The organism is Synechococcus sp. PCC 7336 (assembly GCF_000332275.1).
In the GTDB taxonomy this organism is placed as follows: Bacteria; Cyanobacteriota; Cyanobacteriia; order Thermostichales; family PCC-7336; genus PCC-7336.
This window is the reverse complement of sequence record NZ_CM001776.1, coordinates 3,850,526-3,877,489: the sequence shown is the minus strand read 5'-3', so window position 1 is coordinate 3,877,489 and position 26,964 is coordinate 3,850,526. Positions and strand designations below refer to the sequence as shown.

General features: G+C 51.0%; 16 protein-coding genes and 1 pseudogene. 7 read left to right on the top strand and 10 right to left on the bottom strand.

Going from position 1 to position 26,964, the window contains the following annotated elements; translation table 11 throughout:
* Positions 1-225, top strand: a complete 225-nt coding sequence (locus SYN7336_RS18405) for a hypothetical protein (RefSeq protein WP_017327407.1) — start codon at positions 1-3, stop codon at positions 223-225.
* Here the strand turns inward: SYN7336_RS18405 and SYN7336_RS31175 are convergent.
* Positions 182-673, bottom strand: coding sequence for a hypothetical protein (locus SYN7336_RS31175; RefSeq protein WP_156820220.1), 492 nt, complete (start codon positions 671-673; stop codon positions 182-184). The two genes, SYN7336_RS18405 and SYN7336_RS31175, sit on opposite strands and share 44 nt — an antisense overlap.
* Positions 674-1,400: 727 nt before the next feature.
* On the opposite strand from SYN7336_RS31175, the gene SYN7336_RS26650 reads away from it, so the two are divergent.
* A complete protein-coding gene (locus SYN7336_RS26650; protein WP_038026100.1) occupies positions 1,401-1,589 on the top strand; it encodes a hypothetical protein in 189 nt (62 codons plus the stop codon).
* Between the two features lie 643 nt (positions 1,590-2,232).
* Here the strand turns inward: SYN7336_RS26650 and SYN7336_RS32065 are convergent.
* From SYN7336_RS32065 to SYN7336_RS18385, 3 genes are read right to left on the bottom strand one after another with little or no spacing between them, the layout of a single operon-like run.
* On the bottom strand, positions 2,233-2,649 hold the full coding sequence (locus tag SYN7336_RS32065) for a tetratricopeptide repeat protein (protein ID WP_071590812.1): 417 nt from the start codon (positions 2,647-2,649) through the stop codon (positions 2,233-2,235).
* On the bottom strand, positions 2,583-2,996 hold the full coding sequence (locus SYN7336_RS32060; protein WP_156820219.1) for a tetratricopeptide repeat protein: 414 nt from the start codon (positions 2,994-2,996) through the stop codon (positions 2,583-2,585). Before SYN7336_RS32060 ends, SYN7336_RS32065 begins: the two co-directional genes overlap by 67 nt.
* Positions 2,918-3,715 carry an SIR2 family protein gene (locus SYN7336_RS18385; protein ID WP_017327404.1) on the bottom strand — a complete coding sequence of 266 codons (798 nt, stop codon included), beginning with the start codon at positions 3,713-3,715 and terminating at the stop codon, positions 2,918-2,920. The genes SYN7336_RS32060 and SYN7336_RS18385 overlap by 79 nt, the downstream gene beginning before the upstream one ends.
* Positions 3,716-3,985: 270 nt before the next feature.
* On the opposite strand from SYN7336_RS18385, the gene SYN7336_RS18380 reads away from it, so the two are divergent.
* Positions 3,986-7,009, top strand: coding sequence for an AAA family ATPase (locus tag SYN7336_RS18380; protein WP_017327403.1), 3,024 nt, complete (start codon positions 3,986-3,988; stop codon positions 7,007-7,009).
* 111 nt (positions 7,010-7,120) lie between these two features.
* Here the strand turns inward: SYN7336_RS18380 and SYN7336_RS31170 are convergent, their stop codons facing one another.
* The 5 genes from SYN7336_RS31170 to SYN7336_RS18355 form a co-directional block, all read right to left on the bottom strand.
* Entirely contained in the window at positions 7,121-7,840 is a 720-nt protein-coding gene (locus SYN7336_RS31170; RefSeq protein ID WP_156820218.1) for a hypothetical protein, read from the bottom strand.
* A gap of 363 nt (positions 7,841-8,203) precedes the next feature.
* Positions 8,204-9,745 carry a WD40 repeat domain-containing protein gene (locus tag SYN7336_RS18370; RefSeq protein ID WP_020480092.1) on the bottom strand — a complete coding sequence of 514 codons (1,542 nt, stop codon included), beginning with the start codon at positions 9,743-9,745 and terminating at the stop codon, positions 8,204-8,206.
* Positions 9,742-11,298 carry a WD40 repeat domain-containing protein gene (locus SYN7336_RS18365; RefSeq protein WP_020480091.1) on the bottom strand — a complete coding sequence of 519 codons (1,557 nt, stop codon included), beginning with the start codon at positions 11,296-11,298 and terminating at the stop codon, positions 9,742-9,744. Before SYN7336_RS18365 ends, SYN7336_RS18370 begins: the two co-directional genes overlap by 4 nt.
* Complete coding sequence (locus tag SYN7336_RS18360) at positions 11,295-12,860, bottom strand: WD40 repeat domain-containing protein (protein ID WP_020480090.1); 1,566 nt, start codon at positions 12,858-12,860, stop codon at positions 11,295-11,297. The genes SYN7336_RS18365 and SYN7336_RS18360 overlap by 4 nt, the downstream gene beginning before the upstream one ends.
* A 55-nt stretch (positions 12,861-12,915) precedes the next feature.
* Positions 12,916-20,748: an Ig-like domain-containing protein gene (locus tag SYN7336_RS18355; protein WP_017327401.1), complete on the bottom strand. Its 7,833-nt coding sequence runs from the start codon at positions 20,746-20,748 to the stop codon at positions 12,916-12,918.
* A gap of 421 nt (positions 20,749-21,169) precedes the next feature.
* On the opposite strand from SYN7336_RS18355, the pseudogene SYN7336_RS18350 reads away from it, so the two are divergent.
* The 3 genes and pseudogenes from SYN7336_RS18350 to SYN7336_RS18340 form a co-directional block, all read left to right on the top strand.
* Positions 21,170-21,466: pseudogene (locus SYN7336_RS18350) on the top strand (SbcC/MukB-like Walker B domain-containing protein); the annotation flags it as partial.
* A 215-nt stretch (positions 21,467-21,681) separates the two neighbouring features.
* A complete protein-coding gene (recG, locus tag SYN7336_RS18345; RefSeq protein WP_017327399.1) occupies positions 21,682-24,126 on the top strand; it encodes an ATP-dependent DNA helicase RecG in 2,445 nt (814 codons plus the stop codon).
* 17 nt (positions 24,127-24,143) lie between these two features.
* Positions 24,144-24,395, top strand: coding sequence for a hypothetical protein (locus SYN7336_RS18340; RefSeq protein ID WP_017327398.1), 252 nt, complete (start codon positions 24,144-24,146; stop codon positions 24,393-24,395).
* Positions 24,396-24,509: 114 nt separating this feature from the next.
* On the opposite strand, the gene SYN7336_RS18335 is transcribed toward SYN7336_RS18340, so the two are convergent.
* The gene (locus SYN7336_RS18335; RefSeq protein WP_026101130.1) at positions 24,510-26,294 is read right to left on the bottom strand and encodes an ABC transporter ATP-binding protein; all 1,785 of its coding nucleotides are present in this window, start codon (positions 26,292-26,294) and stop codon (positions 24,510-24,512) included.
* A 132-nt stretch (positions 26,295-26,426) separates the two neighbouring features.
* Here SYN7336_RS18335 and SYN7336_RS26640 point away from each other — a divergent pair, with 132 nt between their 5' ends.
* Positions 26,427-26,822 carry a Spy/CpxP family protein refolding chaperone gene (locus SYN7336_RS26640; protein WP_156820217.1) on the top strand — a complete coding sequence of 132 codons (396 nt, stop codon included), beginning with the start codon at positions 26,427-26,429 and terminating at the stop codon, positions 26,820-26,822.
* The last annotated feature ends 142 nt before the right edge of the window (positions 26,823-26,964 follow it).

Genomic DNA, 26,964 nt, shown 5'->3' with positions numbered 1-26,964 from the left:
GTGACTGAGCCCAATAATCAATTACTGCAAGAACTGGAACAACTCACCGCGATCGCCTGGACTTTGGCAACGGCAATGGAGGTGGAAGAAGCCGATCGGTCTTATCGCCTTGCCATTCAACACATTATCCAGGGTCTCAAGCAGCTTTGCGATCGCCTCAAGCAGGAGAAGGCTTTTACACTTACCCCGCATAAGAAAAAACCACGAGACCCAGCCTGGGTATGACCACTAACTGCCCTTCATAATGGCCAGTATAATAGGATCCTGTCGTACGCATTGCTAAAACTATTTCTTCATACAAAGATTCCTCTAAACCCAAGTTCTTAGCGCAACTCATCCCAGCCCAAAAATTTGTATTATTTGCACTTTGTTTCAAAGGCGTTCCTTGCCATCTTTGATATAAATAGTATCGACTATTACTTCTGGTACTCCCTCTAGCTCTTGTTGCATCATTAAAGAATATCAATCCTTGGTTATTGATTTCCTCTAATATTTCTTCGGTTAATGTAAATATGACAGCACCACAACCCTCACTAATTCCAGAGCTTATTTTGTTCCGATAAACATCTGATACTTCTATCTTTTCAGGCAAAATGCTACTTCTATCATCAGATAACAAATAGCAAGATTGTAGGGTAACGATGAGAGCCAGTATGACAACCTTAAGCTTCATGAATGGTTATACACCGATGTTTAGTGAACATCTGCTCTAAAACATAACACCCACACCCAGTTCCAGTCACTGAGCTAGCCACTGGAACCCACTTAATCCAAGGCAGTGTTTTTACTGGTTTACCAACAAAAATAGTATTGTTATCGTCAGATCGGCATTTTATTACGCAAGTCTCATATTCAGAGCGCATTATCATTATGTTTTGGTTTTACTTCTAGACTCTGCATTGGCCCTCACCCCCGGCCCCTCTCCCAAGTTTGGGCGAGGGGAGAAACAGCCTGAAGTTTTGAGTGATGGACTGTTGGATATCAATGTTGGGTTTGGGGCGATCGCTTTTAGGAATATGTTTTGGTTTTGCTTCTAGGCTCTGCATTGGCCCACCCCTCGGCTGAGCTTGCGCTGAGGGCGGTTCGGTGTGTCGAATTCACGTCCATAAAGCTTTCAGCGGCTGTCGGTAACAACGCCTAGGCAAGCTCACTCTGAGGAGTGATAGCCTTGCTATGGGATGGCATACATATCCGCCATCCTGGGGCTTAAGAACCCCTCACACAAGCGGCTGGCATGGGCCGCAAATCATGCCGTCTTTCGGTTTTATGACCGGGAGACGGTACTAAATGTCCAGGCTCCGGCTAAAAAGTGCCGTGGCCGTGCTTGTGTGCGGTTTCTTAACTCCCGGTCACCTCCCCAACAGGTGGTGACCGTTCTACTAACAAGGGAGAAGCGCACCGTGACTGAGCCCAATAATCAATTACTGCAAGAACTGGAACAACTCACCGCGATCGCCTGGACTTTGGCAACGGCAATGGAGGTGGAAGAAGCCGATCGGTCTTATCGCCTTGCCATTCAACACATTATCCAGGGTCTCAAGCAGCTTTGCGATCGCCTCAAGCAGGAGGCTGAACGGGAGTCATCATAGGGGGGGCTCGCCCAGGGCAATATCTGCGCAAAATACTTTGTTCCATCATGGCCTCCGGGGTACTCCCGCCAGAACGCAGAGCGTTTGGCGGTGAGGGGGATAGGATAGTTAAACGCAGGGCGGTTGGACTACCGCTCTCTGGCTGTGGAGGCTTATCCGCTGGGATGCCTGTGAAACAGCAACTCTCACTCGTGAGTCTGAGAAGCTCCCGCTAGACCCGTAGGGTTAGCGGTGAGAGTAGTCACAGTTTTAATCACAGCTCTCTTGGGCTAACGAATACCAATGCTTATGAATACTGCTATAGATCTGGCCCTCACCCCCAGCCCCTCTCCCCAGGGAGAGGGGAGCAGCAGCCGGGGAGGGGAGCAGCAGCCGGGGAGAGGGGAGCAGCAGCCGGGGAGAGGGGAGCAAGAGCTTTGTTCTCTTTCCCCCAAATTTGGGGGATGGGGGCCAGCTAGCGATCGAACTCGGTTTTTCAATAGAGTCGGTGATGGCATCTGTAGCCCAATTTCAGTTAATTGGGATAATCCTGTGGGCAAGTCCCCAGAATGGGGGGGGTAGGAGGCGAGTGCAAGAGGCAACAGTGTTCTAAACAGCTTGCCCTGCAAGGCTTCTGGAGACTTTTGCGTAATGTATAGAGGGGCTATTGAGTTGGGTGGGGGGGATTGTGGTGCAGGCGCTCTAGGGCGGCTCGGACTGTTTGGGTTTCGGGGCGGAGGGGGATTGTGGTTTCTAGGATGGGGAGGGCGCGGCGGTAATAGGAGAGGGCTTCTGCAGATTGCCCGCGAGCTTCGCAAACTTCGGCCACAATTTTGAGGCTGATGCCGACTTCTGGGTGCTCTGGCCCCAATGTTTGCTCGCGTAGGGTTAATGCTTTGAGGGCGAACGTCTCAGCTTTAGCGTATTTTTTCTGCTGTCGATAAAGCTGTGCCAGCCTAGCCCAATCGAATGCAATGGATAGATGTTTCTTGCCCAAAGAAGCTAGTCCCAGCTCTAGGGCTTGCAAAAAGAGTGGCTCTGCTTGCTCATAACGGTTCTGTAGCCGATAGAGTTCTGCCAAATTGTGAGGCTGGTGGCGACATCGGGATGCTTCTCTCCCAACAGTTCGCGCCTCAACTCCAGCGCCTGCCGGTACAGCGGTTCCGCTTGCTCGTAGCGACCCTGCGAACGGTTGAAGTGAGTGCGCATAAAACTCTCTAACTGAGTATCCAACTCAGCCCCCCGCACCGCCAGCCAACAGACCCCACCCCGATACCCCTCCAAATACCGCCGAGCATATTGCAGCGCCAACTCCGTCTTGCCAATCCCCCCCATCCCCGCGATCGCCGTCACCGCAACGCGATCGCCCCGCTGCAACATCTCGTGCAACTGCACCAATACCCGCTCCCGCCCCACAAACTGCGCCACGCCGCTATAGGGCAAATTCGACGGAATCCCTGTTTCCCGCTGTCGCTGCTGCTCTCTCTCTTGCTGAGCTTGCAGATCCCCCACCTCAATCGCAGAGGGTGCAAGACCGCCCAAAAACGCAGCCAAATCTCCATTTGCATCGTCTGTGCGTGCTCGCTCCGCCGCACATCCTCATAAGACCGAATCCCCAACACAACAGATTCCGGCTGTTCCCAATAGCCGTGCAAGTGCAAAATTCCTTGTTCGTCTCCCCGCAGCACCCGCTCCACCCGCGCAGTCTCCAACCAAGTCACCGGTCGCAAGCCCGTCACCTCTTCCAGCAACCCGTCATAATTGGTCGTTGCAATCACCGCCCCCAAATCCTGCAAGGCTTCGATCGCCCCCCGCTCGATCGCCGACAACTCCCCTACCGTCTCCCGCAGCCACCGCCGAAACTCTCCCCCAGACGCATTCAATCTGGCTTCAAGCTCGCTAGCGATCGCCAAGATTTCTGACAGCTCGCAATCGCGATCGTTCAACGCCGCCAGCTTTCTTTGCACCCAAGCCCGTTGCGCCCGACCCAACTTCTGGCACTGGCGCACGCCATGTTCGAGCAAACCCATCCAAGACGCCACCGGATGATTGCCAGTAGCGGCGATCGACACCCCAGCCCCAACAATGACAACCACCTTGCGATCGGCGACTAATCCTTTGAGTTCGTTAACCAGATAGGCAGACATCGTCGCATCACCATACACCGTCTCATTCTGCCGAATTCACCCAAATTTGACGAGACTAACCGACCCGAACCACAAACAACCACAAGTTCAGCCCCTCCCCCCGGCTGCTACTCCCCTCCCCCCGGCTGTCACTCCCCCCGGCTGTCACTCCCCTCTCCCCAGGGAGAGGGGCCGGGGGTGAGGGCTCCCGCCTTTCCCCCCGCAACAATATCAGATAGATTCTAGAGGTATGTTTTAATTCAACTAAAACCAAAACATGGCTATTGACTGGTGATACCCGTCCGCCTTACCCTACGCCAGTTCTTCAGCTACGAGCGAGCTGTTTTAGATTTTAGCAATCTCCACACAGCCTGTATTTGTGGCGACAACGGCGCAGGAAAATCCGCCCTACTCGAAGCCCTCACCTGGGGAATTTGGGGACAATGTCGCGTCAGCGTCGAAGACCATTTAATTCGACAGGGAGCCACAGAAGCCCAAGTTGAAGTCATCTACCAATCCTTCGCCCAAACCTACCGCATCTTACGCAGCCGATCGCTCAACGGACAAGGCTCTCTAGAATGGCAAATCCAAACCGGGCAAGGTTGGCGATCGCTCACCCAAAAAGGCATCCGAGCCACCCAACAAGCCATCCAAACCCAGTTAAGACTGGACTACAACACCTTCATTAACTCCGCCTATTTACGGCAGGGACGAGCAGACGAATTTACCCTCAAACGACCCGGCGATCGCAAGCGACTGCTAGCCGAAATGTTGGAATTGCAGCAATACGAACGCTTAGCCGAACAATGTCGAGAACAATTCCGCACCGCCAAACTGCAGGTGGAATTGTACCAAAAGCAACTGGACCGACAAACCGCCCAACTACAACAGCAACAGCAAATTCAGACAGAATTTGAAGCCCTGCACGCGCAACAGGTGCAGTTAGAAGCCGCGCAAGACTCCGATCGCCACCTGCTAGAAGCCGTCAAAGCTCGCGATCGCCGCTGCCAGCAAGCCCAACAACAGCAGGACTGGCAACAGCAGCAGTTAGAGACCTTGCGGGCCACACTGCAGCAGACCGAATCCCAATGGCGACAGCAACGGCAGCGGCGTCAAGACCTGCAGCAATCGATCGATCGCGCCGCCACGATTGAGGCAGGCGATCGCCAATACCGCCAGATAGCCCAGCAGGTCGAACAGCTACAACAGCAATTCCAACAGCGCCAAACCCTACTCCAAGCACAACAGGACCTACAAACCCAAATCGCCGCACGGGAACACCAACAGTCGCTAGCCCTCCACAAACTGCAAACCCAACTGGAACAGTTGGAACACACCCAAGCCGCCGATCGAGCCATTGTGGCGGAAGGCGATCGCATCGCCAGCGCCGTCGCCAGCTACCGTCAAGCCCAAGCCAATCTGACCCGGCTCGATCGCCTGCAAGCCAAAGCCGCCCCCCTACTCGCTCAACAGCAAACCTACCAAAGCGCCATCGAGCGAGACCGCGATCGCCTGCTAGCCCGCCAAGAAACCCTGCACCAACAGGTCAGCGAGGCCCAGCAAATGGCGCAGCACCAACAGGTAGCCCAAGCCGTGGCCGAAATCGAAACACAGTTGGAAGAGCTGCACAAATTGCGAGTCTATCAACAGCGGGTGTTGGAAAAGGGCCAAGAGCGGCGGGCCTTGGTGCAACAGTTACAGGAGCGACAGCGATCGCTGCAGCGGGAATGGCAGCGGTTGGAAGATCGCTCTCGTCAACTGCAATCGCCAGGGCAAGCCTGTCCGTTATGCGAGCAGGCACTAGAAGGCGATCGCCGCACCGCCGTCTTCACCAAACAGCAGGTGCAGCAGGAAGACGTCTCCGAGCAAATTTGGGTAATTCGGGAGCAATTGGCGGTGTCAGACCGCGAAATTGAATTGTTGCAAACGGAATATCGCGATTTATCCGAGCAACTCGCCCCCTTCGACCGCCAGCTCGAACAGCAGGGACGCTTGCGGCAGCAATTGGAAGCCAGCCAACAGCAAACAGAGCAGGTGCAACTGTGGCAGGCCGAACTGGAGGAAATCGACGCTATCCTCGCCGCCCGAACCTATGCCTTCAGCGCCCGCTCGCATCTGGCCGCAGTGGACGCCGCCCTTGCCCAGCTCAACTACAACGACAAAGACCACGCCCTCTGCCGTTCGGAGGTCGAACGCTGGCGGTGGGCCGCCTTCAAGCAGAGCGAACTGCGCAAAGCCCGACAGCGGCTCGACCGCACCCGCGCTGCCATCGCCGATTGCTGCAGCCAAATCGCCACCCTCAACGCCCCCACCCAAGCCCAAAATCGGGAGATTGTCCAGCTCGCGCAGCAGTTGAGCCAAGTGCGCGAGCGCTTCGCCTGCATCCCCTACGACGAAACCGCCCACCAGCAACTGCAGCAACAACTCAAAGCCCTGCAACAGTGGCGATCGCAAGCGGAGGCCCTACAACAGGCCCGCGAGCAACTGCCCCAATGCACCGCCGCCTGTGCCGAGCTCGAACAACTGCTCCACACCCACCGCCAAGCCCTCAGCGATTGCCAACAGCGCCTCGACGCCGCCCAGCGGGAATTGGCTGAGCTCGACCGCTCGGCCCCCTGCGCCGCGACTGCCAGTGCCACCGAATTCGAAACGGCGATCGGGCAGCGGCGCAAAACCCTCGATCGCATCCTGTCTCAGTTGGGGGCCAAGCAACAGCAACTGCGGCAATTTGAAACCCTGGAACAGGATCGGGCCGACACAACACAACAATTGGCCCAATTCCGTCGCCAACTGCAGGTCTATCGCGAATTAGCGCGTGCCTATGGCTCCAATGGCATCCCCGCCCTGATTATCGAAACCGTCCTGCCAGAGTTAGAGGCAGAGGCCAACCAAATTCTGGGTCGCCTCACCCACCATCAATTACATTTGCAATTCATTACCCAGCGCTCCAGCCGCCATAAAGGCAAAATCATCGATACCCTCGATATCGCGATCGCCGATCCGCGCGGCACCCGTCCCTACGAAACCTATTCGGGCGGCGAAGCCTTTCGGATTAACTTTGCCATTCGTCTGGCCCTCTCCCGTCTATTGGCGCAGCGATCGGGGGCCAGTTTGCAAACCTTGGCGATCGACGAGGGGTTTGGCAGTCAGGATGGCGCAGGGCGAGACCATTTAGTCTCGGCGATTAATGCTGTGGCGGATGACTTTAGCTGTATTTTGGCGATTACTCACATTCCCAGCTTGCGCGATCGCTTTCCCAGTCGAATTCAAGTGAGCCGAACTGCATCGGGCTCGCACCTGGAGGTTTTGAACTGAGTCACTCGCTCTACAAAGGGACCGCGTGTGCCAAACCACTGCCCAACAAGGGGACCTGAGTCTCGCCACTAATGTTTACATTATTTATTTACAACAGAGCCGTTATCGGCATCATACGTGTTTAGCTACTTCAGTCCACCATTCCAACATTGTTCGAGCGACACTAGGCGCACCATTGATAAATGGGGCAGGGAGCGCTCTCTTTCCCAAACGTGCCAAGCGCCTATGGGAGTCATTCAGCCATGTTGAAGGATAGAGCTTACAGGGAATCTGATAGTAGGCACACTCCCAAAATAGATTATATCCAGCAATGCCGATCAAATGTTTTATACTATTGCGCATGACAGTAATGGGATAAATAACTTGGTGGGAGTAGGCAGGATATTTTTCACGTAAGAATTGATGATTTTTCTTCTCACTACTGACAATGACATTACTGTCATAGCTGCGTTCCGAAGCCTTAGTTTCTAACACAACGGGTGGGAAATCTCCCGCTTCATCGACATCTGAAACGGTGATGAGGCGATCGTATCCTGCTAAATCAGGTCGTCGACGGCTAATTTTACGAATACAGAGGCTATGGCTAAAGTCATTTGGTCCATAAGGGCGGGCGGATTCCCAGCCATGTTCGCAAACAATCGGTTGATGGGGTTGTAGTTGAGAGACCACCTCAACATTATTAATCCACTTTGGCAAAGGGACATGGCTTAAGGTGTGGTAAACCTTAAAATGAATCTGGGGAAGGTGAATGACTAATGCTAGAATTCGCGTCCAATGCCCCCAGCCAGGAGCATTGACAGCAACCTGAATAATTGGAGACGAATTGCTCATACCTAACCTGCCGATTGACTTGCATTCTACTTATAGTCATATCGATTGTATTCTTTTAAGCTAGATGCTGCTTTTACAATTAGATTGTATATGCGATCGCCTAATTCTTCACATTCAGGATGCACAGCTATCAGTATAGTTCTAGAGGGTGGTAAAAGCATCACACAATTGGCGATCCCTGTCTTCTAAGTTAGGGTTTGTTGCCAAGTAATCCTTCATCCAAACGTAACCAAGGGCAAGTAACTCGTCAACAAAATAGAAAAATTCTCGACTGCGTCTAAAGCCCGATCGAGGGGTAAGAGATCGCCCCCAAAGCGAAAATGCTTCGGCCTACTGTGAGGAGTGAATAGTGGGTTTTATTTTTCATGGGTTTTGCCAATCACACATTCGGCGATCGCCTTCACTCAGGTCTGGGCTCGATGCAAGATAGTCTTGCAGCCAATTACAACTGAGCCCGAGTAATTCATCGTAAGTCATTTCTGGGATGTCAATGACATCTGAAGCATTTATTAGCAAAGGATCGTAGGGCTTCCAAAAGATGATATTGCCTTTGTAATCAAGCGAAAAAAGTGTTTGTGCGTCAGAACTAAATTGCAAATCTAACACACTAGATTGATGGCCATCTAAATTGAGTAAAGGTATACCATCTACAGTCCAAAGTCGAATTGAACCATTTGGATCGCCAAAAAAAATTGTTTGCCCATCGGGACTAAATTCCATAGTCCCTATAAAACCATCAGCCCAATTCCCTTCATATTCCTCCTCATCAATAAGCGATATATTAGCCAGCTGTGAAGCATCAACTCTCCATACTTTAAGAAGTCTACCAAAAGTAACTGCTGCCAGTAGTTGGCTATCCGGGCTAAACTTTAGGTGTAGAAGTGGATGACGAATTAAATATGGATTACTCGGTATGTAGTTTTCTAGTATAGCGATTGATTGGCCTGTAAATGTTCGTAAATCAATTATTCCTGCATCACTACCAACGGCAATAAAATTCGAATTTGGACTAAATACAAATCTATTAACTCCTAAATCTTGAAAATGTTCTATATCCGTAAGATTTATAAGATGATTGTTGTCAATATCGATCAGTTCTATTCCAATCCGATCTGGATGATACCTAGCAACAGCAATAACGAGCTCCGATAAAGTAAAATGCCCGCTTAAAACCTTGTAGTCAGCACCTCCTACAAACCGATCTGACAAATAGCCATCTTCTATTTTCCATATTTCGACATGTCCCCCCTGTAAACCAGGCATGAGAGTCTGATTGTTGAAACCAACAACAGATTGTCCATCTGGACTAAAGAATATTTCATCAACAACCTCTGCAACACTTTCAAAATTTTCAATCTTTGATTCATTGATATCGATAAGAGATGCCCGGCTTCTACCACCAACAGCGATTAAACTTGAGTCAGGACTAAAGCTTAGATCGGAAATATTACTTGATAACTCCTGAAGATTCCAAGTGGCAGCTAATAAGCCATCAGTTTGCCAAAGTTGTATCCCAGTAAAGCTGTATGAAGCTAAGAGATTGCCATTTGGACTCAACTCCAAAAAAAGGCGATCGCGAGTTCTCAAGAGGTTATATCCTCTTAAGTTATATGCTGACTTTATGGTTAGCTCATATAGGCGTTCTACTAAACTCTCACATTCAGAATGAATGTCTATCAGCATGCTCCCAGCTCTTGTAATACTAACTAGTGCCTGAAACTGCTGATTCTCTTCTAACAACCGTTCTGTCTCCTCTAAGAGCGGCTCAATAGATTGTGCCCTAGCTCCACAAGAAGTGTTTCCAGAGCTTGCTGACGTCAAAGTGCAGCTTGTTAGGGCGATTGCACCCAAAACGAAAATGCTTCGGCCTACTGTGAGGAGTGAATAGTGGGTTTTATTTTTCATGGGTTTTGCCAATCACACATTTGGCGATCGCCTTCATTCAGATCTGGGCTCGATGCAAGATAGTCTTTCAACCAATTGCAGCTAAGCCCAAGTAGATCTTCGGAAGCTATAGAAAGCACTTCAATGATATCTGGAGTAGGTATAAGTAAAGGGGTATTAGGTTTCCAAAAAATAACATTGCCGTTGAAATCAATTGAGGCAAGAGTTTGTCCGTCAGGGCTAAATTGTAAATCCGATACACTAGATTGATGGCCATCGAGATGCAGTATAGGTGTGCCATCTATATTCCAAAGGCGGATTGAACCTTCTCGATCGCCAATGGCAATTGTTTGTCCATCAGGACTAAATTCCATCGCATGTGAAAAACCGTATTTATTTACATCTATCTCCTCATCTAAAAGTGAGATCTCAGCCAACCGAGAACCATCGACTTTCCATATTATAAGATGCCTATCGAAAGTAATTGCAGCCAGTAGTTGGCTATCTGGACTAAACTCTAGCTTTAGAACTTGATGCCGAGTTCGATATGGATTACTTGGGATATGACGTTCGAGGATTGCAATTGGTACGCCTGTAAATGTCCACAACTGAATAAGTCCTCCGTCGTTTCCAGTAGCAATAAACTTTGAATCTGGACTAATCCGAAATTCTTTAACTCCTAATACTATATTTGTCACATTAGGAGTTAAAGGCTCTATATCTGAAAGAGTTGTAAGAGTAGTGCCATCTAACTCGATTAACTCTATTGCAGTTCGATCGGGATAGGAACTATAAACAGCAACGATAAAACTCGACGATGTAAAATGTCCATGTAGAATATTATAAACAATTCCACCCATAAATTGATCGGATACGTAGCCATCATTAATCTGCCATATTTCAACTACTCCTCCTGGCAATCCAAAAGGTAGATTTGATTGAGTACTGAGACCAGCGATTGATTGTCCATCGGGAGCAAATAAAACGTTATAAAAAAAATCTGCAGGACTTTTAAATCTCTCAATTCTTAATTCATTAAGATGGTAAAGAAGTATCTGATTTCTGCTACCGATTGCTATTGAATGAGAATCAGGACTAAATTCTAGATCGGCAATATCTTCAAGTAAATCGTGGCGAGTTAAACTAGAAAATAATGAGCCATTGGTTTGCCAAAGTTGTATACTAGAATCATTGTAAGAAGCCAGAAAATTTCCATTTGGACTAAGCTCTAAGATCCAGTGAGAGTCAGTGTTCAGCTGATTATATTCTCTCAAGTTAGATGCTGACTTTATAGTTAAATCGTATACACGATCGCCTAACTCTTCACATTCAGTGCGATCGCCAATCAGGATACTCCCAGCTTTCGTAATACTAACTAGTGCCTGAAACTGCTGATTCTCTTCTAACAACCGTTCTGTCTCCTCTAAGAGCGGCTCAATAGATTGTGCCCTAACTTCACAAGAGGTGTTTCCAGAACTTGCTGACGTCAAAGTGCAGCTTATTAGGGCGATCGCCCCCAAAGCGAAAATGCTTCGGCCTACTGTGAGGAGTGAATAGTGGGTTTTATTTTTCATGGGTTTTGCCAATCACACATTCGGCGATCCTCTTCACTCAGATCTGGATTCGATGCAAGATAGTCTTGCAACCAATTGCAACTGAGTCCAAGCAACTCTTCATAGCTAATTACAGGAACATCAATGATATCTGAAGCCGTTTCTAGTAAAGGACTGTAGGGGTTCCAAAAAATCACATTGCCATTAGAATCAATTGAAAAGAGGGTTTGCCCATCAGGGCTAAATTGTAAATCTAATACGTTAGATTGATGACCATCTAATTGCAGCAAAGGTGAGCCACTAATAGTCCAAATTCGGATTAAACCATTAGGATCGCCATAGACTATTAGTTGAGAGTCAGGGCTAAATTCCATAGCCCCAATAGAACCATGAGTCCATGTTTCCTCAGCTATTTGCCTATCAATCAGTTGTATATCAGCTCGAGCTGTAGAGTCAACATTCCAGACTTTTAGCTGCCTGTCAAAATTCAAAGTTGCTAGTAGCTGACTATCTGGACTAAACTCTAGATGCAGAAGTTGATGACGTTCTAAATATCGACCTTGGCGAATAAAGCCATCTAATAGACCTATTAGGTCACCTAAAATTGTACGTAATTCAATAAAACCTGATTCACTGGTCAATACAATATAATTTAAGTCTGGGCTAAATTCAAATCTATGAACACCGAAATCCTGAAAATTCTCTAGATCTTTAAGCTCAGTAATTTGGTTATTATTTAAATTAATCAGCTCAATACTAAGGCGATCTTGGTAGTATCGAAGAACAGCGACATAAAAGATAGATGAACTTAAATATACATTTAAAACCTCATACTCAGACCCAGCAACAAACCTATCTAATAAATGACCATTCTCAACTAACCATCTCTCAACATATCCTCCTTGTAAGCCAGATCTAATAGTTTTATTGTTAAGTCCAACTATCGACCTTCCATCAGAACTAAATAGAACTCGATCGACAATATCTGCAGAACTTTCAAAACTCTTAATCATTAGGTTGTTGATATCGATCAGAGATACCTGACTTCTCCCACCAACAACAATCAAGCCAGAGTCAGGACTAAAGCTCAAGTCTGTAATAACACCTGGTAGTTCTTGACGATCCCAGGCTGCAGCTATAGAGCCATCAAGATTCCAAAGTTGTATGCGATGAAAACCGTATGACGCCAATAGGTTACCATCGGGACTTAGCTCTAAAAAAAGTGGATCATTAACTCTCAAGCGATTATATTCTCTTAAATCAGATGCCGATAAAACAGTTAGCTTGTAAAGGCGATCTAGTAAATCCCGACATCCAACGTATGTATCAATCACTCGAGATCCAGCTTTGGTTATAGTGAATAAAGCCTGAAACTGCTGATTTATATCCAATAATTTTTCTGTCTCTTGCACAAGAGATTCAATAGATTCTTCCCCATCTTCACAGAATGAATTAGCTAAACCTTTCGGCAGCAAGTAAACATCTACAAATAAGAACAGAAATAGAGTAATAAAAAATTTACTTAGAAGGTTAAAAGCATTCTGGCATTTGAACTTCATAGTCATCAAAATATATTGAGTCATAAGAAAACACTCCCAGGCTCACAATGCATTAATTGGAGCAAATGTTGCCTATTTGTCAATCAAATCCTCCATAGTCAAAGACATCATCGATCAAGAAAGCTGTGACAACATCTTCATCTCCTAAAGGCAAATCAACTTCATCAGTAACAGCCGATGCGTTGATAGTAAACTGATAGCTATCAAAAGGTAATTTCTCATAAGTGATATTCAGAATAGTAAATGCATCTCTCGATTCAAAATTTAAGGGGGTTAAGACAATACTCGTACTATTAACCAAGCGGAAATTCTCTAGTGCAAAAGAATTAGGATTGATAGCTTCCGAGAATACCACCTGAATTGTATCCGTCTGCCCAATAATATCTCCGTCTGCAGGGGTAATGGACTGGATTTGCGGTGCTACTGTGTCTGGAGCAAGCTGAATCGTTTCCACTCTATCTGATACACCTAGTGGATTGCCAGCACGATCGGTCACTGCATCTGCATCAATAACAAACTGGTAGTTCCCTGAGACCAGTAGGGTAAACGTAATGCGCACTGTTCTATCGCCATTGCGCAGTTGGAAGTCGGAGGGATCAACGACATTACCAGCCTCGTCAATCAACCTGAAGGTATTGCGGTTCACAGTGCTAGCATCCAATGCCTCGGAGAAATCAATCTGAATGCTGCGAGGGCTACCTTGGGCAGCTGTACCATTCGGCGTGTCGCTATTAACGATCTCTGGTAGTGTGACATCTTCTACCAGTTGTACGACCAGCAGCTCGGAAAGAGCAGAATTGCCGCCTGTATCTGTCACACGGACCTGGACTGTAAAGGTATCGTTAGTTCCGTCAAAACGAGGTGCTATGCCAAACAAATCGAAAGGGAAAGACACATCATTGCGAACCACTTCGCCATCAATCAGTAACTCCACATTTCGAACTTGGACATCATCACTCACTGACACACTCACTGGGAAGGTTTCACCTTCTAAAATCTGTGAAATATCTATTTCAATGGTTATCTCTGGAGCCTGACCGCCAGCATCGAGAGGTAAGTAGTTGTAGACCTGAAAGTCGCCAGCCCCATCCGCGACGAACGCAACACCAGAAGCAATAGCAATATCCTGCACTGAGCCTGGTGTATCGAAGCCAAACAAGAAATTATCGGTGACGATCGGATCGCTGACATCATAAATGCCAAAGCCTAAAGCCTCGGAGGCTACCAGAGCTAGGCCCGAGCCATTTAAGGCAAAATTACGGGAAATGAACGGAGTTGTTGGATCGGCGATTTCAGTCGGATTGGTCGGGTCCGAAACATCAATGGTTCTCAGACCCCGTCCACCAAGATAGGCAACCCCATCGGCAGCAAAAATACCCAGGCCATTAAGGCCACCAATATTTCCTAAAACTTGCGGTGCATTTTCATCTGAAATATCGACAATAGAAAATTGACTGGAGTTATGGATATACAGTTCGGTACCTTCCCTCGCCAAACCCGTGACTGTACCAAAACCTGGCAATCTAAGCCGTTGTAATTCTTCTCCAGTATTCAAGTCAATCGAGACCAAATCTTGACCAGCCGTTGCATAGACAATGCCGTCAAAGACCTCGACCTGAGTCGCATTGATACTGAGGGTATCGCGTATGGACGGTAATAATGGGTCGGAGACGTCAACTAGGACTAGCCCGTCAGTTGTTGCTAAGACGGCGATTTGTAAGGTGGGATCGACCGAAACATCTACTGCTCGCTTACGGAACAGATTCAAACGGCCCTGCATAATCGGATTGACAAATGGCGAAACATCTACAATCGCTAGTCCCTCATCGGTGGCGACATAAGCAGTTTGCCCGCCAGATGTCTCGCCTTCAACAATGACGGCATTAGCATCGCCAAGCACAGGCAAGCGAGCGACTAATCCAGTGGGATAGGCAACGCCATCTAAGGGATCCAATCCTTGTTCGAGTTCAGCAGCATCGCTGATACCATCGCCATCGGTATCGATATTCCCGGAATCAGTGCCAATCGCAAATTCCCCAATATCTGGAATGCCATCCGCATCTGTATCAACACCGCCAAATTCCTCTCGGACTAGCAAACCTAAATCTGTCAAAGCACCGCTTGCATTAGCTGTTCCGGTATAGATGCCAGTACGATTCTCGGCAGCATGGTAAGCTGTAAGTATGTAATCAACATCAGGAGGAAGAATTTCTATAAATTCGCCCACGGTATTCGAACGTCCAGACAGTTCAAATCCATTGGATAGTTCGAAACGATAATAGAGATAATCTACGCTACCAAATCCCACTTCAGTAGAGATAGGAAGTTCTTCAGGTAATACTGAAGATGCCAAAGGTAGGGCCACATTCACAATAGGCGCATTGGTATTTATCGGTATTAATGTTGGAGGAGTGAGACTGATATGGATATGATCTCGATGGCCAGAAAAATTTCTCTGATTAATACCTAAAGCCGTCAAAACTTGTCGCATTCGCTGGTAGTCTGAAGCGAGACTTCCGATAAGAACTTCGTCAAATGACGGACCAGCCACATGAGCAATAGCTGCAATGTCTAGGATAAGATTTTGCTGCTCGACACTGGGCAATAAAACAATTGTCATACCAGAGGGCAACATTACAGGCGCTTGTAGTGCAGTCTGTATATCAGCTAAGTTACTGGCTGTAGAGAGACCTGCTAGCGCCTGATCGACTTGAGCTTGCGTAAACGGGCTGGCAGCAGTGATGACAGGAATAGTGTTAATTGCATCTTCAATTGGAAAATCAATGTCATGCCCTGCTTGATGCTCCCCATGTTCTGTAGGTAAAACATCGGGAAATTCAGTCAGGGAAGTAACTCCGATTTGAAACTGGCGAGGATCGTTAGATGCTCCAACAGTTCTTGTCAAATCGGGCCTCTCCCTAGCTGCGAGATTAAGTATTTGCTGAGTCCAGCTAGTCGCAAACCTTTCATCCCCAATAGGTTCAAGGGGAACTTGACCCTGGGTTGTTCTACCGACAAGTGAGTCATCAATTCTTAGCCAGAATGGGGCATTTTCAGCATTTAGCCAATCTAGCGTATTTTGTCCGACAATGCCATCAACGACGCTAGGAGGAAAAGAAGGACCTGGTATATCTAATAAGTCGGTTGGAGCACCTAGGCCACTAGGTTCGATAGCTGCTTGGAAGAGTTCGATCGCTTGGATAAAGGGCTCATTTGCGAATACTCCAGAAGAGCTACCATCAACCGTGATTTCAGTTTGGTTATACCCAGGAAAGTCAAAATAATTCAGCCTGTGCTGGACGCGGTAAATATCGAGGGCATTATCGTTAGCTTGCCCTGCACCAACAAGACCCGAAATCGTAAACGGGCTGTAGCCATCTTCTATCTGAATCTCCAGAATGCCTTCTGGTGTCGATATCCCTCCGTTGGGATCGGTCAATTCCGCGCTAAATGTCGTTCGATAGGTGTCAGGTCCCACTGTCCGAACATTAAAATTATTAGCAGGATCGAGACTTGGAATACCTGCTCCAGGGATAAAGTAAAAGACTCCAGAATTATCAAAAGACTGTCCATTCAATCCGATAATGTCGCCGCTAGTAGGGTCGATCGCCAAACTACCGTCTAAGCGATCGGCTAATGCATTAGAGAATACTGCTGGAAATTGATCGAACGACGGATCGATTGTCCAATCGGCAGCAGTTCCTCCCGGAGGAATCGCTAAGTTTAGGTCGATTTCAACAATATCCCCCCGATTGCCTTGGATGATGACACATTGAGTCGAGGTACATTCTTCTCCCGCAGCGGTAGTACCCACTTGAACGAAATGCCACCCCGGTGCCAAGATGCCTACCCCTGGATCGGACACCACCATCAGCCCGTCATCACTCACCGTCCCAGTACCAACGACCCGCCAAATGCCAGCATCGTGATCGAACGACCAAATCAGACTCTTCTCTCCCGGTGCCAATCCTTCCAAATTGGGGAACTGGACCTGAGCCGGAACGTCGAAATTCGTCGCTCCCCCTGCCTGAATCGAAATCACCAACTGCGGATTGAGCGTAGCAGGCAAGGGTGCAGGCAGACGACTGGGATCGACCGGGATAATGGTCGCTTGAGTGGCAGCATTGCCAAAGTCATCTTGAGCCGAGCCCGGTAAAAACAAGACCTGAGTCAGATCCCAAACAGCAGGATCGATCTCTGGGAAAAGTCGCTGCAACTGAGACTTCCCAGCATCCCCAAATCCCACCTGCGTCTCTTCCGTGGCCGACAATGCTTGAATGTCGCCATCAGCCAGAGTGGGGAGGAAAATATCGAAGACTTCTCCCCGACGATTGAGCTGAGTTGCCTGTCCCGGCAAACTTTGGAACGACTTCCCAACCGTCGCGTAAGTCGTGCCTGCAGGGGCACTCGTCGCCGTGCTGCCGTCAATATGCACGAACAACTCTGGGGCAGGAACATCCTCCAGTAGGAAGAAGCCATTCTCATCCGTCACTGCCGTTAAACCGGGGAACGCATCCACGCGAATGGTAGCCCCCACCACCGCTCGATCGCTACCATCCGCATTGGGATTAGATGAATCGAACACATAGCCAAACACATCCGTACCGGGAATGCGCGTCAGGGGTAAGGTTGAAAACTCAGCCGTCCGCTGCCCGCCAGCCACCCCATCGCCATCCGCATCGATCGCCACCCCATTTTGACCAATAATGCCATCGCCGTCGATTTGCAGGCGCACTTGAGTGCTCTCGCTCCAAGGCTGGTCTGGATAGAACCGCGCAAACTCTCCAGTAGAACTCACCACAATCCGACCGGACACCTCTTCCCCCAAAGCAAACACTTTAAACGTGTCTGAGTTCACACTCGCAGCATCCACCGGCCCCGAAAATCGAACGATCGCCTCTCGCGTCAAACTCACCCGTTCGTCCCCATTCGCAGGAGAAAGTTCTGTAATGCTGACAGGCTCGTTGATACGGGTGATACTTTGGATGACAAGGCTGACATTTCCTGCGCGATCGACCGTCTGAATCGTGAAGTCGTTGTTCCCCAAAGCTAAAGCGAGATTCGCAAACTGGAACTGCCCCGCACTGTCAGCAATTGCCCTAGCTCCAGTCTCTAAGAGTTGAACTTCAGCCCCCACCTCCGTCTGTCCCTGGAGAGTAATCATGTCTGCGCCTGTAATCCGGTCGCCAAGAATGCCGGAATCAGAAGCAGGAGCGAGGGCTAGCTGAGTGTCGGGAGAATCGAGATCTAGAAAGAAGCTCAGACTGAAGTTGGCAATATTGCCACTCGCATCTTCTGCGTCTAACTCTAGAAAATAAACATCTGTTTCTAGGGGTTGGCCGAAGACAAACTCCAGCAACTGTCGATCCAAGCTAAAACTGCCATCTGCCTGGACTTCGCCAATCAGATCGACCCCTGCAATCGGTTCGCCAAAGGTTTGAAACGTTTGAATTTGGGCTCGGAGAGCGACAAGCTCCCGGTCATCCGCGACAGTTCCAGCGATCGCCACCTCCGCAGTAATCGAATCGGAATCGCTCACACCGGTATCGATCGCGAGTTCGGCAATCAGATCTGGAGCCGTGGTATCTTCATCCCCCACTAACACCACCGTCACGACAAAGGTCGCAACCGTTGCGTTCCCCGCCAGATCGCTCGCTCTGAGTGTCAGGGTTTGAGCACCCTCCACCAAGCCAGCCAAGCTAATTGCCGCATCGAAACCACCATCGGGATTCACCGGCACCTCAACCGTAGCAAGCCCCTCAAACTGATAGCTCAAACTGGCGATCGCCGAGCCCGTTTCAGCCACGCTCCCCTGTAACCTAGCCCCCTCAGCAATCTCGCTCCCGTCAGCAATACTCTCTACCGTCACCTGAGGCGCTTGGCGATCCACTGCAACTGTGAGTGAACCAGAAGTACTGGCATTACCCGCCAGATCGGTTGCCGTTGCTGTGACTGCGCGATCGCCCTCCGCCAACTGCGCGATCGCAAATACTGTGGCTACATCGGTGGCGATCTCTTGAGCAACGGGCTGCCCGTCCACCAACAGTTGAATGCTACTGCCCACCTCCGCTGCGACGGCAAACTCTAGCGGGTCAGCATTGGTAATTGCATCGCCACCACTAATCCCGCTGTCACTGCCTGCGAGTAATTGAGGCGTCCCTACTCCAGGCACAGCCGTATCGAGTGCAAACGTTAAGTCCAATGGCTCCGACACATTGCCCGAGCTATCCTGTGCCATCAACTGAAGCGTTAAACTTCCATCGGGCAACAGGCCGCCATAAATGCTCGCCAGTTGGTCGGTCGTGAAGCTAAAGCTGCCATCCGCCTGCACATTAGGCAGCACATCCACAAACTCGGGATTGACCCCATTGGCAAACCGGGCCACCAACCCGGCTACTGCTCGGTCGTCGGTCACCTGACCGCTAATGGTGGGGTCGTTGGTAACTCCATCCCCACTGCCAGCTCCCGTATCGTTGGCTAACCCAGCCGTCACCACAGGAGCGAACGTATCTATTTGAGAATCGGCGATCGCCGTAATGCTCTCGTTGAAGGTGATATTCCCCTTCGCCTGCACCGAGCCCACCAACATCGCGGGGCTGTTAAACGAGACATTCCCCCCCGCCACCAACTGAGCGCGCGTATCCGTCACCCCATTGAAAGTCAATTGCCCTTGGGCCACCACCGTCAAGAAATCCTCTGCCGTCGTAGAAGCGGTGGCCCCATTAACATTGAGAATGCTACTGGCATTGCCATTGGCCAGCAGTGTCTGCCCGCTAAAGCGAGCCCCACTGCCCATGCGCACGTTACTTCCCGCCAGAGCTGAGCTGTCAGTCAGTTGAGCGTTGCCCAGATCGATCGCCCTCTGTTCCGAGAGCAGCAGCACATTGTCGAGACTCTGATGGTTGCCGTTGAAGGTAATCGCGCCACTCTCCACCACAATGACTGCATTGCGAATCGTGACCCCATCGGGAATCGTCAAACTGCCGTTCGCCACTCTGACGTAGGTGGGATTCTCCAGCGTGCCGCCACTGGGGAAATTGGCCTCGAATTCGGCGACGGTGTTGATGGGGGTTTGATTGGGATTGAAGTCAATCGGAGTGGCACCTGCCGGGAGTCTGGCCGCCAGCTCGTTGGCGCGGAGAGCGGCAAACGTCGGAACTGAAACGGTCAGCGGCCCCACCACCGCAGGGGGCAGCAAATTGGCATAGGGATTGTCTAAAACCGTTGCCACCGAATAGTCTGCGGCGACGGCGACGGCATTCTCCACCAATACCAGTTGGCCAGCTGCGTTGACGACGGGATTGCCTCCACCGTCTAACTGCACCTGCAGAATCGGGGTTTGCTGGAAGTCAAACCCATCTCCGGCATAGATGCGGGCATCGTCCGAGAGAGATAGCGGATTGCCATCAAAATCGCCACTGCCGTTCACCGTGACGCGACCTTCTGCCACCACCGCAAAGACGGGGGCTGCTGCCGCTTCTGCCAGGGTCGCCAAACTACTACTCGCGACTAACAGCTCGCCATCTGTGCTTGTCCCCAGCAGTTGAGAGTCTGTCTCGCTGCCCGTGAGCAGGTCGAACGAGTTAGCGGCCTCCTCCAACAGTCGTCGCTGCTGGTCGGCAGACGAGCCCGTGCCGCCTCCAGAAGAGGAGGGGAAATAACGTCGAGGTCGAGAAACCGAGCCAGGAACTTCAGGCTCGAACAGCTCTTCCTCCAGCGGGGTTAAGGGTTCCGATTCAGTGACAAGAGCACCTTCACCCACAGTTCCGCCCGCACGAGAGCGAGACAGGTTCAAACCACCTTCTAAACTGGCCTGTTCTAACAGAGAGCCGCTGGGCAATTCGTCGTCGAGCGCGAGGCCAGAGGCGAGCGGCGCTGGCGCGGCATTTAGGGGCGAACCAGAAAAAGGCATGGGAACTGAATTCCTGACGACAGATCGATCGAGACAGAAACGATATTGAGTTCAGAAAGCACAGCAGTTGGCCTACCCGAGTATGGGGATGCCGTGAAAATAAGGTGAGAAGGTGATTAAATGGTCTGCAATGGGTCAAAGTTAACTGTAAACTCGCCAAAGACCTATTCGTGCATCTACGGAAATGAGCGGCTCGAAACGTATAAAACAGTTCAGAAATCTCAGAGACAACCTCAGTAATTAAGCTATTTAGGCACAATTTAAAATCTCGATATAATGCTTAAGTATTTAATATATCGAGCGCTCAACTGCTGTTCTATATGGCTTACAGCTTATCTTGACTGAGGCTTGAACCTGCTTTTGGCTGCCAGAATGAGAGATAGGTGGGATTGGAGAGGGCAAGAGCGATTGGAAAAATTAACATAACACCTATTCGGGCGGCGAAGCCTTTCGGATTAACTTTGCCATTCGTCTGGCCCTCTCCCGTCTATTGGCGCAGCGATCGGGGGCCAGTTTGCAAACCTTGGCGATCGACGAGGGGTTTGGCAGTCAGGATGGCGCAGGGCGAGACCATTTAGTCTCGGCGATTAATGCTGTGGCGGATGACTTTAGCTGTATTTTGGCGATTACTCACATTCCCAGCTTGCGCGATCGCTTTCCCAGTCGAATTCAAGTGAGCCGAACTGCATCGGGCTCGCACCTGGAGGTTTTGAACTGAGTCACACGCTCTACAGAGGGACCGCGTGTGCCAAACCACTGCCCAACAATTAGCAAGGAGTGGGGAAATAGATGGCTTGATACAGTGTTATCTGCCCTCAATGCTGTAGCATAAATAACTCACAATCCTCTAGATATATTACGCTTCCTAGAGAATTCTGCTGTAGCGAGAGAGTCATCCGTCGCTACACTGGATGAGAACTCTGTAAAGGATACGTGGCAGACCTTTCAAAGGATTTCCAGCGAATTCATAAAGCCCTTGCGGTAGAAGCCGACAGCGGCTTCGGCGACCTGCAGGGGCGACAATCTCGCTTTTCAGAATTCTTGAACGACTGGCTAGCCGACGAGCCCCCTCCAGAACTCCAGCTCGACGCAGAAGATCGGCGCAAATGGCAGGACTTGGGGCAGAAATATCGCAGCTATGCCGACCTGCAACTGGGCGATCGCCGACACTTGGTCGCCGAAACCCGCCGCTGGCTCTACCAAGTCAAAAAACAACAGGAACCACCGCCCCCCGCAAAACCAAAACTGCCCTACTTCGGTAAAACCGACCTCTCTCTAGAACAATCCCTGCAATATCTCAAAGGCATCGGTCCCCGTTCCGCCGACAAATTGAATCTATTAGGACTGCAAACGGTGGAGGATGCCCTCTACTATTTCCCCCGCGATCACATCAACTATGCCGCCCAAGCCACCATTCAACAGGCCAACCCTGGCGAAACCATTACGATTGTAGGCACTGTGCGCAGTTGCACCTGCTTTACTAGCCCCAAAAACAAAAGCCTCTCCATCTTTAACCTGAAAGTAGCTGACAGCAGTGGCCTGATGCTGCTGAATCGCTTCTTTGCCGGCAAACAATTTGCCAATCGCGGCTGGCAAGAAAAAATGATGCGCCAATATCCCCGTGGGGCGATCGTGGCAGCCAGCGGCTTGGTGAAAAAAGGGAAATACGGACTTACCCTAGACAATCCCGAAATCGAAGTTCTAGCCGATGAATCCACCGACATCAAATCCCTCAAAATTGGCAAAATTTTACCCGTCTATCCCCTCACCGAAGGCATCGGTGCCGATCTCGTCCGTAGGGCCGTCCACGCCTCTATCCCGGCAGTTGCCCTGCTTCGCGATCCTCTCCCCCTCAAACTGCGGCAATCGTTAGACCTATTGGAATTGCAGCAGGCGATCGCCAATATCCACTTCCCCACCAGCTCGGATGTCCTCATCCAAGCCCGCCGCCGCTTAGTCTTCGACGAATTCTTTTACCTGCAGCTCGGTCTCCTGCTGCGGCGGGAACGCAACCGCGCCCAAGAATTAGCCACCCCTCGCTACACCCCCCAAGAAGGCGAACTGATCGATCGCTTTTACAACCTGCTCCCCTTCGACCTCACTGGAGCGCAGCAGCGGGTGGTAACCGAGATTCTGGCGGACCTGCGCGCGCCTGCGCCGATGAACCGGTTAGTGCAGGGGGATGTGGGCTCCGGGAAAACGGTGGTGGGGGTGGTGGCGCTGCTGGCAGCGATTCAGTCGGGCTGGCAGGGAGCACTCATGGCCCCCACAGAGGTCTTGGCAGAGCAGCACTATCGCAAGTTGGTGGACTGGTTCAGTCAGTTGCACCTCCCCGTCGAACTCCTGACCGGCTCCACACCTGCGGCAAAGCGGCGAGAACTCTTGCGGCAGTTGGAGACAGGAGAATTACCAGTGCTGGTGGGCACCCACGCGTTGATTCAGAAGCCCGTCAAATTTTGTCGGCTAGGGCTAGCGATTATTGACGAGCAGCATCGGTTTGGGGTGCAGCAGCGGGCGGCACTGCTGGCCAAAGGCGATCGCCCTGACGTACTGACGATGACGGCAACGCCAATCCCTCGCACCCTGACCCTCACTTTGCACGGCGATTTAGATGTCAGCCAGATTGACGAGCTGCCGCCGGGACGCAAGCCAGTCAAGACCACCATTGCCTCCCCCCGCGATCGCCCTCAGATCTACGATCTCCTGCGGCGCGAAATTGCTCAGGGGCGGCAAGTCTATATCGTCTTGCCCTTGGTGGAAGAGTCGGAAAAACTGGATCTGCGCTCGGCGGTGGAGGAGCACCAGCGCTTGCAGGAGCAGGTGTTTCCCAATCTGCGCATCGGCCTGTTACACGGGCGCATGTCCTCAGGGGATAAAGATGCCGTCATTCAGCAATTTCGCGATCGCCAGTTAGATATTCTCGTGTCTACCACGGTGGTCGAGGTGGGGGTGGATGTGCCGAATGCGTCGTTAATGGCGATCGAGCATGCGGAACGATTTGGCTTGTCGCAACTGCATCAGTTGCGGGGGCGCGTGGGTCGGGGGGCAGCGCAGTCCTATTGCCTGTTGATTACCCACTCGCGATCGGAGAATGCGCGACAGCGACTGAAGGTGATGGAGCAGTCGAACGATGGGTTCTTTATTGCCGAGATGGATTTGCGCTTGCGCGGTCCGGGGGAGGTGTTGGGGACGCGGCAGGCGGGGTTGCCGGATTTTGCTCTGGCGAGCTTGATGGAGGATCGAGATACGTTGGAGTTGGCGCGGGGGGCGGCGGAGAAGCTGATTGCCAAAGATCCGACGTTGGAGAAGTATGCCAATATTCGTCAGTGTTTGAAACAACGATACGCGCGGCTGTTGGGAGGGGCGATTTTTACTTGAGTGGCACGAGTGCTAGGATGCGAGAGGAGCTCGGACCGGGCAAGCCTGACATGACCCCCGAGATTAGGGAAGAACTAGACAGGCTCGAAAGAATCGCCTCCCTAAACCTTCAGACGAGCACCAACAATCTCGAAGCGATCGCCAAACAGGATGGGCAGATAGGCCAACTGAGAGAAGCGCAACAGCAATCGCAGAGGCAAATAGATTTGCTAACCGAATCAATAGGCCAACTCAAACGGGCCGTGGATTACCTGCTGAGTCAGGATTGAGCCGTGGGGCGATCGCCCCCACTCAGCACCGCCACTATTTTAGGGTTACTAGCTGTCGTTAAACTTCTCTCATTACTTGGGAGCACGAGTCAGCAAGTCAGGGGGTCGATCTCATTAACTCTCCAGACCGAGCTGAACGTGCCAAAGACTGGCATACATGCCCCCTCGATCGACCAGTTCTTCGTGGCGGCCCTGCTCGACGAGCTGGCCTTTATGCATGAGGTAAATGCAATCGGCCTTGCGGATGGTAGATAGGCGGTGGGCGATCGCAATCACCGTCCGTCCCCGAGAGATTTTATCCAGCGATCGCTGAATCGCCGCCTCCGTTTCGTTATCCACCGCCGAAGTGGCCTCATCCAGGATAAGAATAGGTGGATCTTTGAGAATGGCGCGGGCGATCGCCAATCGCTGCCGCTGACCGCCGGAAAGCTTTTGGCCCCGCTCCCCCACAATTGTGTCGTAACCCTGTGGCAACTGCTCGACAAACTCGTGGGCTTCAGCCAGTTGAGCAGCAGCGACAACCTCCGCCAAAGTGGCATCAAAACTGCCGTAGCGAATGTTTTCAGCGACCGTGCCGTGAAAGAGAAATACGTCTTGGCTCACCAGCCCAATTGCTCGGCGCAAGTCTTTGAGGTTGAGTTGGCGCAGGTCGGTGCCGTCTAACGTAATACGGCCGCTGTCGATTTCGTACAGCCGCAATAGCAACTTGACGAGGGTACTTTTACCCGAGCCTGTGGGACCGACTATTGCAATGGTTTGTCCGGCGGGAATGTGGAGGGAGAGATTCTCTAAAACAGGGGCGCGATCGCGATAGGCAAAGGTCAGCTTTTCTAACTGCACTTCTCCGCGTACATCTGCCGTGGGGAGCGGTTGGCGACCCGCGTGAATGGCAATGGGGGTATCGAGTAGATCGAGCACTCGCGTCGTGGAAGCCACCGCTCGACGATACTCGTCTAACGTTTGGCCCAGGCGAGTCAGAGGCCAAAGCAGGCGTTGGGTGATAAAGACCAGCGTGCTGTAGACCCCCACATCCAATCTGCCGCTAGCTGCCTGCAGCCCTCCACCTAGCAATGTGGCGGTAAAGCCGACCAAAATGACAATGCGGATGAGGGGGACGAAGGCGGCACTCACGGCGATCGCCCTGCGGTTGCTGGTGCGATAGGCATCACTTTCACTGCGGAGGCGATCGAGCTCGTAGGCTTCGGCGGTAAAACTTTTGATCGTCATCATGCCGCCCAAATTATTGGCCAGCCGAGCACTCAGCACACTGACCTTCTCCCGCACATCTGCATACAGCGGAGCCAGTTTGCGCTGAAAGATGAGCGATCCCCACAGAATGAACGGCATGGGCAACATGGCCATCCAAGCCACCGATGGCGTGGCAATGAAAAAGGCAATCCCCACCACAATGACGGTGGTAACCACTTGAATCACCTCGTTGGCTTCCCCATTCAAAAACCGCTCTAGCTGATTGATGTCATCGTTCAAGATGGCCATCAAGCCCCCCGTACTGCGCTGCTCGAAAAACGCCATCTCCAGCTTTTGCAGGTGGGCATAGGCGTCTAGCCGCAGGTCGTGTTGGATGTGTTGGGCGAGATTGCGCCACAGGCGAGCATAGGCATATTCAAACGCAGATTCCAAGCCCCAGACGATAAGGGTGACCAACGACAGCAACAATAATTGCTGGAAAACAGAGGTAATGCCCCAGCCAGCAATGAAGGAATCTTCTCGCTCCACCACAACGTTAATGGCGGCACCGATGAGGACGGGCGGGGCCAGATCGAAGATTTTATTGAGGACCGAGCAGGTGGAAGCCAGCCGCACTTGCGATCGGTAGCGATGGGCGTAAGCGAGTAACCGTCGTAGAGCGGGACGGCGAGCGGGCGAGGTTGCGTTCATCAAGGCGGCAGAGATGGTAGCTGTTTCCCCATTGTGCAAGAACGGCTTCTGTTTGGGGCGTTCCCATAGGTAGGATTGAACCCGTTTCAGATTGCGACAGTCTGAATGGATGACCTGTTTGGAACGCAACCTGTGAACAGAATTTTAATTGTCAGCGGTTTAGTCGCAGTGGCGATCGCCACCAGCCTCGCCCCTGCCTTTGCAGGCCGCCAGCGCCGAGGAGAGTTATTCGAACAACTCAATCTCACCCCCGAGCAACAGACGGAGGTGGAAGCATTGCGCGCCGAGCATCAGGAACAGCGGCAAGACATTCTCACTCCAGAACAACAGGCGATCGCCGAAGCCGCCCTGACAGAGGGGCGATCGCCCAGAGAGTTTGTCTCCGAACTCGATTTATCTGACGAACAACGCCAACAACTGCAAGAGCTGCGTCAAGCTAGTCGGGAGGATTTTCGAGCCATTTTGACCCCCGAGCAGCAGGCTCAATTCGATGAATTGCACTCCCGCCGTCGAGGTCGCAGGTTCTAGGCTGTCAGACCGCATGCTCATCGCGAGCATCGCGAAACTTGGCCGAGTTGTCTGCACCATCGAGGGCGATCGCCCCCAAAAAAGCCCCAGCCTACTCTAGTGAGGCTGGGGTTAAGTTTAAATACCTTCAATCAGCGGTCAG

Coding starts and splice junctions, on each gene's coding strand:
- SYN7336_RS31175 (WP_156820220.1), bottom strand. CDS start 673: ATGAAGCTTAAGGTTGTCATACTGGCTCTCATCGTTACCCTACAATCT.
- SYN7336_RS18385 (WP_017327404.1), bottom strand. CDS start 3,715: ATGTCTGCCTATCTGGTTAACGAACTCAAAGGATTAGTCGCCGATCGC.
- SYN7336_RS31170 (WP_156820218.1), bottom strand. CDS start 7,840: ATGAGCAATTCGTCTCCAATTATTCAGGTTGCTGTCAATGCTCCTGGC.
- SYN7336_RS18370 (WP_020480092.1), bottom strand. CDS start 9,745: ATGAAAAATAAAACCCACTATTCACTCCTCACAGTAGGCCGAAGCATT.
- SYN7336_RS18365 (WP_020480091.1), bottom strand. CDS start 11,298: ATGAAAAATAAAACCCACTATTCACTCCTCACAGTAGGCCGAAGCATT.
- SYN7336_RS18360 (WP_020480090.1), bottom strand. CDS start 12,860: ATGACTCAATATATTTTGATGACTATGAAGTTCAAATGCCAGAATGCT.
- SYN7336_RS18355 (WP_017327401.1), bottom strand. CDS start 20,748: ATGCCTTTTTCTGGTTCGCCCCTAAATGCCGCGCCAGCGCCGCTCGCC.
- SYN7336_RS18340 (WP_017327398.1), top strand. CDS start 24,144: ATGCGAGAGGAGCTCGGACCGGGCAAGCCTGACATGACCCCCGAGATT.
- SYN7336_RS18335 (WP_026101130.1), bottom strand. CDS start 26,294: ATGAACGCAACCTCGCCCGCTCGCCGTCCCGCTCTACGACGGTTACTC.